Origin of the sequence: uncultured Rothia sp., from assembly GCF_963507905.1 — a bacterium.
Lineage (GTDB): Bacteria > Actinomycetota > Actinomycetes > Actinomycetales > Micrococcaceae > Rothia.
The window spans coordinates 1-6,464 of the sequence record NZ_CAUOUU010000025.1 but is presented as its reverse complement, the minus strand read 5'-3'; the positions used below and the strand labels follow the sequence as shown (position 1 = coordinate 6,464).

The 6,464-nt window shown below is 57.5% G+C and carries 6 protein-coding genes; 3 read left to right on the top strand and 3 right to left on the bottom strand.

What is annotated here, in order from left to right:
* The first annotated feature begins 656 nt into the window (after positions 1 to 656).
* A complete protein-coding gene (locus RQ593_RS09440) occupies positions 657 to 971 on the top strand; it encodes an N-acyl-D-glutamate deacylase (protein ID WP_246827224.1) in 315 nt (104 codons plus the stop codon).
* A 107-nt stretch (positions 972 to 1,078) separates the two neighbouring features.
* Here the strand turns inward: RQ593_RS09440 and RQ593_RS09435 are convergent, their stop codons facing one another.
* Positions 1,079 to 1,684 (bottom strand): hypothetical protein, encoded by a 606-nt coding sequence (locus tag RQ593_RS09435; RefSeq protein WP_311450481.1) that lies wholly within the window; start codon positions 1,682 to 1,684, stop codon positions 1,079 to 1,081.
* Between the two features lie 305 nt (positions 1,685 to 1,989).
* Here RQ593_RS09435 and RQ593_RS09430 point away from each other — a divergent pair, with 305 nt between their 5' ends.
* Together RQ593_RS09430 and RQ593_RS09425 are read left to right on the top strand one after the other, a co-directional pair.
* Positions 1,990 to 2,601, top strand: coding sequence for a methylated-DNA--[protein]-cysteine S-methyltransferase (locus tag RQ593_RS09430; RefSeq protein WP_311450480.1), 612 nt, complete (start codon positions 1,990 to 1,992; stop codon positions 2,599 to 2,601).
* Positions 2,602 to 2,815: 214 nt separating this feature from the next.
* A complete protein-coding gene (locus RQ593_RS09425) occupies positions 2,816 to 3,604 on the top strand; it encodes a DNA-3-methyladenine glycosylase I (protein ID WP_311450479.1) in 789 nt (262 codons plus the stop codon).
* 106 nt (positions 3,605 to 3,710) lie between these two features.
* Here the strand turns inward: RQ593_RS09425 and RQ593_RS09420 are convergent, their stop codons facing one another.
* Positions 3,711 to 4,100 carry a DUF1304 domain-containing protein gene (locus RQ593_RS09420; RefSeq protein WP_049337517.1) on the bottom strand — a complete coding sequence of 130 codons (390 nt, stop codon included), beginning with the start codon at positions 4,098 to 4,100 and terminating at the stop codon, positions 3,711 to 3,713.
* 245 nt (positions 4,101 to 4,345) lie between these two features.
* Positions 4,346 to 5,968 (bottom strand): L-lactate permease, encoded by a 1,623-nt coding sequence (locus RQ593_RS09415; RefSeq protein ID WP_311450478.1) that lies wholly within the window; start codon positions 5,966 to 5,968, stop codon positions 4,346 to 4,348.
* Positions 5,969 to 6,464 lie beyond the last annotated feature (496 nt).

The following is a 6,464-nucleotide window of genomic DNA, read 5'->3' as shown; positions in this document are numbered from 1 at the left end:
GGAGGCCGCGTAGCGGCTACTATTAAATGCGTCCAAGTTTCGGGGCGCAGTTCAGGGGTTGAGGCGGCCGGGGCTTTCCGCTGTTTTATGACGCTTAATTCAACGTTTATTGCGGCGTAATTTCTACAAAAATTAGTGCTGGGGTACGGTGGGTGATTGTAAATGCAGTATCTTCCGCCGATAGCCTGAGGCGGTGTTGTTCGTGAGGTGTCAATACCGCACAGGACACGTACGCGACATATTCATACGCTGTCCTGACAGGATCCGACGGTTCGCGCTGATACTTATTTACGCTCCTATCACCGTCCGCCGTGGTTCCGGATACCGCGGCGGACGGGTTTTATCTCTTGATACGGGGTTCTCCGCGTTGACGATACAGCGTGATTTTATTTTTCTTGGCGTAGCCATCGCTATAAAAATCACTCGTTTTATATCTCTTCTTGAGATACCCGTTCACCTGGCATGTGGGGTTTATCTAATGGCGCTAGTGCACCTTTGATGTCTACTTCTCGCGCCGTATCATTGATATATAGGCTTCTTGATCCTATTCTGACCGCCGAAGATGGTGGCTGGTTACGCATCTGGCACCTTCCGGTGCTCGTGAGAACGGAGAGAGGCTCCGTTGGAAGGAGGGAGCGGGTTATCCCGCACCGATTATGGTTGATGTCCGTCGCCGCAAGCTTGCAATTATTGCTATGAACGTTTCGGTTCTTGCAGCTGCTCTCTCCTGGTTGTTGGTGCTCTTCTCCGCCCTGTACTCTGCCGCGGCTGTGCCGTGGGCTCTGGGTGTTGCTATCGTGCTGACGGTGATCGGCGCCTACGCGTTGTACCGCTACTACTCCAAGTACTCGCACGTGCTCCCGAACGAGGATCCGGATGCGCACGATGTGCTTGGCCACGACCTGCACTCGACCCATCTGCCGCATCTGCACCACACGGAGGGCAATACCAACGGAGTAGCCGCTAAGTAGCGAGCTCCTCATCCCCCAGACAATATAATTGTGCCGCCTCACCGGTATTGGTGAGGCGGCACGTTTGCATTAAAATCGCGGTTCAGAGTCCGGCCCTGCACTCAAGATTATTTCTGGTTTGAGTCAGTGCTCCGTTGCGCTGCGGCTTCGGCTCTGGCTAGTTCTATCTTTTTGTTCTTTTCGACTATCAGAGCGTTATATTTCCAGCCGGGGATTCGCTCAACAAGCCACCCAACCCAGATGAGCGCAGCGGTAATGAGAGCGACCGGAATCAGGTAAATGAGGAAGCTCGGGTTGCGGGTGTGGTCTGAGGTGCTCCCCGCGCTGAGTTCCCACAGCGCAATGATTGGTACCGCCATTATAGGCATCACTATAAAAAGGATGAGGGCATAGTAAATGCCCATCATACTACCGGGCCTACCTCTATTTATACGAGCTTGGGTAACGGCTCTCTTCAGGCGTTTGTATTCCTCTAAGGTTTCGCCGTCTAGAAGCGAAGCGTTAGGGATCTTGGTCATGACGTACCGTACGGCTTCCAAATCTGAGGGCGAGCAAATAAAGATATGCCCCTGGGACGTAACGGTGTATTCTTTCGCGATGTCGAGGCACGCCTGCGCGTAACGGTTATTGAGCTCTCGACTCTCCGGGTTTTCATTGAGCTGCCGGCGGAGGTCTTTCAGGTCTTCCATGTTTCTCCTTGCAATTTCAGTCATCGTTGAACCCATCGTTGAGGTACGAGAAACACAGGTCATCCCCCACCCGGTGCGGGGCGGAGAAGCCGGAGTATTGAATTGCGGTGTATCGGTGTGTACTTCACAGAATGCCAGGTCTTCGGGCTCAATCAAAATTGGTGGCAAGCAGACGGGACATAGACAACATATGGGTCTCGTAGCGGTTAGTTATAGACAAAACCTGCCGCGGGTACGGTACGGAGGCGCCCCTCCCCTATGATGGTTGAAAGGGGTATTTACCCCTACCATCATCTGCAGTACACGCCCACGAGCCTACGAGGAAGAGCATGACCAAAGCGACCGATTCGCCGCAGCCGCCGGAAGCGCTCGCGCGCTGGTACACACGCTACGCAAGCCCCGTGGGCACGCTCTACATCGCCGCCCGCGCGGATGCGATTGTGGGCATCTGGTACGAGGATCAGGCGCATTTTCCGCTCCCCCATGAGCTCGGTGAGCTGATCGAGAATCCCGGCGCCTACCTACGGGAGCACGGCACGGCGGACGATGAAGAGCCCCTAGGCGAATACGCTGCGGCGCAGTTGCTGTCCCGCGCTGAGGTGGAGCTCTCCGAGTACTTTGAGCGCAAGCGCACTTCTTTTACGTTACCCCTAGATCCTGAGGGCACCGATTTTCAGCTGATTGTGTGGGAGCATCTGAAGACTGTTCCTGCCGGGTACACCACGACCTACGGCGAGATTTCGCGTGCGGTTGGGCCGGGCGCTCCGGCGCAGGCGGTGGGTCAGGCGGTCGGCCGCAATAAGGTTTCTATCATGATCCCTTGTCACCGCGTTATTGGTGCTGACGGTAGCCTGACCGGCTACGCCGGTGGTGTCGAGCGTAAGCAGTTCCTCCTCGATTTGGAGGAGCCGGAAGAGGTGCGGGAGGCGCGGCTCTTCTAGCGCCTACCGGCTAGTCTTCGAAGCTCATGACAGGGTGGGGTATGCATCGGGTGCGTATCCCGCCCTTTTTCGTACCTGTTTTCAGTTTCTTTGCCCTACAACACGACACAAAATCGAATATAGTTGCGATTATTTCACGTTGGGGTTAGTGTTTAAGTAGAACATGATTCCTAAGACTTCGAATCAGATACAGACTTCTCAGAGAGGAGAAACCGTGACCTCGCAACCTACTATTCCCGCCGACCCCCTCGAAAACACCCCGAGCTACCCCACGTGGGTGACCGATGAGCTTCTGCGCGATTACTACGACACCGAGTGGGGCATGCCCATCACCGACGAGCGTGAACTCTTCGAAGCCCTAAGCCTCGAAGCTTTCCAGGTGGGGCTCTCCTGGCGAACTATTCTTGCCCGCCGTGAGGCATTCCGTCGCGCTTTCGAGGGGTTCGACCCCGAACGCGTAGCAGCGTTCACCGACCAGGACGTTGCCCGGCTTCTCCAGGACGAAGATATTATCCGTAACGAGCGGAAGATTCGCGCGGTCATTTCCAACGCACGCCTGACCCTTCGGATGCGTGAGCTTGCCGCAACGCCCCGTGACGCCTCCACGGAGGATATTCGCCTTCCTCTTATCGCCCTCTCTTCTACCCCGGCCAAAGAGGATAGCACCGAGGCGGCAAACACTCGCCGCCGTCGAATTCGGACGCTAAGCCGCGAAGACTTGGACCGGATGCGTGAGCGCACCCTATCTGACGGCACGCGCATACCGGGCGGGCTACCGGCGTGGCTGTGGTCTTTCGCGCCCAGCGAGACTATCACTCCGCATACTTTGGAGGATATTCCGACCGATACCGCTGAGTCCGCGCTTCTTGCAAAGTCTTTTAAAGCTCTAGGAGGGGTGTTTCTGGGGCCGGTGACCGCCTACGCACTCATGTGTGCGATCGGCATGGTGGACGCTCACCTGGTGGGTTCGCATCGGCGCGGCTGTTCGAGTCTCTTCGCCTAAGCCCCCCCCTCGCTGGGTGTGCGCGTACCAAAGGGCATGAAAAAGCCGCGTGTACTTCCGTGGAAGTAGCACGCGGCTTCTATACGTTGAGAGGTTCCGCTCTGAATTAGATCGTCACAAAGAGGAAAATCAGGGACAGCAGCGGCGGGGTCAGCTGGATCAGCGCCGGCTTACGCTTTGCCGGGGAGGTGAGGAACAGGTAGATACCTGCAATCGCCATGGAACCCAGGCCTGCGAACATGAGCGCCACGCCCACCTGCGGGGAGCCGAACCAGAAGGCAAGTAGACCGGTTGCGGCGATCCAGGCGAGCATCAGGTTGTACAGACCCTGGTTTGCTGCCATCTCCTTGGTGGACTCGGCAAATTCTTCGGTCATTCCGAAGGTTTCGCGACCCTTGGGCTTAGTCCAGAGGAAGGACTCGATGATCCAGATGTACACGTGAATAGCGATTGCTACGAAGGCAAAAACGGTGGTGACCGTTGCGAGTGCCTGCATTGTTTCTCCTTAAGCAGTAGGTGTTCTATTAGGCACCTGCCCGTTCTTTATTCTGGAGCACAACCTGTGGTGATGTTCAGAATCATGCAGGAGCAAGCACAAGAAGTAATTCTACGCTTCTTCCGGGCTTATCGGAACTTCCCTGAATATGCATAAAACCCCTCGATTCGTCGTCTGCAGAGAAAATTGCAGGGTTCTCATCGAGGGGTTTCTACGCGGGGTTACGCCGAATCCGGTATCGGCCTTTAGCCCATCATGAGTGACAGAGCGAAGGACCAGACGCAGACCAGGCCCAGCAGAATAGCGCTGTACTTAATGGACATGGAGGTAATCTTCGATTCTTCGCCGGCGCTGTTCACAGCCGCCGCCGCAATCGCGATGGACTGCGGGGAAACAATCTTACCCATCACGCCACCGGCGGTATTTGCGGCAACGAGCAGGGTCGGGTCAACAGCAATCTGGGCTGCGGTGGTGGACTGCAGGCCCGCGAAGAGCACGTTAGCGTTCGTCACGGAGCCGGTCACGAACACACCAATCCAACCGATGACCGGGGACAGCAGCGGGAAGACCGGACCGGCTGCCGCGAGCGCCAGCGCGATGGAGGTGGTCATACCGGCGTAGTTCATCACGTTTGCGACGGACATGACCAGGCAGATCATAAGGATCGGCATCTTCAGCTGGTTCCAGGTGCCGCCGAGCTCTTCGAAGGCTTCACCCCAGCTGATCTTGGAGGTCAGCACGGTAATAAGTGCCGCCACCAGAATTGCGGTGCCGGATGCGCCCAGGGTGTTCCAGGAGAACATCGCGGTCACGGTCTTGCCGGCGCCGGTGGTGATGGCTTCGTGAATGCCGGGAATGGGGAACGCCAGGGTTGCGGCACCGAGCAGACCGTTGGTTGCGAAGATCGGCTTCAGCGCGGTGGACCAGAGCAGGATGGTTGCGGAGAGGAAGATGAAGGGGCTCCACGCCTTAACAATCTCAGCGCCGGTGTGCTTGACGCTCTGCTGAGCCTGAGCTTCTTCGAGGCTGGGTGCGGTGGATTCGCGGTAGATGTGCTTGGGCTGCCACTTCTGCATCACGAGCGCCAGGGCGACCAGGGAGAGTAGCGGCGGGATGATGTCGACTAGTTCAGGCGAGCCGAGCAGCATCAGGATGGCCACCTGACCGCCGGAGAAGATCACGCCGGTCATAAGCGCTACGAGACCGACTTCGCGGATGCCGCGGATGCCGTCCTGGATTGCAACCATCAGCAGCGGCACGATTGCCACGAAAATCTGCAGTACCGGAACCATACCTGCGGACAGGTGTGCAGTGTCTAGGCCGCCGACCTTAGCTGCGGTGGTCACGGGAATACCGATAGCGCCGTAGGCGCCGGATGCGGCGTTGGCTACCAGTGCGAGCATGGATGCCTTGAGGGGGTTGAAGCCCAGGGATACCAGCAGTGCCGCGGAGATAGCGATCGGGATACCGAAGCCTGCGGCGCCTTCGATGAAGCCACCGAAGCAGAAGGCAATCAGCAGCACCTGGATGCGCTGGTCGTTCGAGATTGAGGAGACGGAGGAGCGCACGATGTCGAAGTTACCGGCGCGTACGGCAATGCGGTAGAGCCACACGGCCATGAGCACAATCCAGCCGATCGGCCATGCGCCCGAGAGGAAACCGGAGAGGATAGAACCGGCGCCTGCGGTGATGGGCAGACCGAAGACGGCGCAACCGATGATGAGGGTGCTGCCGAGAGTCAGCAGTGCTGACTTGAGGCCGCTGAGTTTCAGGACGGTCAGGCCCAGCAGGAAGAGGATGATGGGTACTGCTGCGACCAGTGCGGAGAGCACCGGTGCGTTTAGCGGGTCGTAGGTTTGCTGCCACATGGGGCGGGGTGTTCCTTTCGGTCTGTGCTTTAGGCGGGCGCTTCTTCCGGTACGGCGTCTGCGCTGTATGGAAGCGTTCGGGCCGCATAAAAACCGATGGGCCCGTCCTGTGTCTCATGGACGGGTCCATCGGTGAAGCGTGATGGTCTTGAGCTGCCGGGCATTTGGTAATTTGCTGTGGCGATATGCCGAGGCAATATACCGTAGCGCGGCGGCGGTGAGCGGGATCTTTCCCGTTCACTAGGTGCTCATGACTTTATCTGTCTAAGCTAACAGGTCTCTCCTTAGACTTCAGGATAGGGTGACCTTAAGTGTGCACAAATGAAACTTATATGCATATTTGCACCCGGCACCGCCCTCCTCGACGATCTCCCCGCCCCTCCGCTCCCGCCCCTCCCCCAGCACCCAATCTTAGATACGCGAAAGCCCCCTCCTACTTCACTGAACTGCGCCCCGAAACTTGGACGCATTTAATAGTAGCCGCTACGCGGCCTCC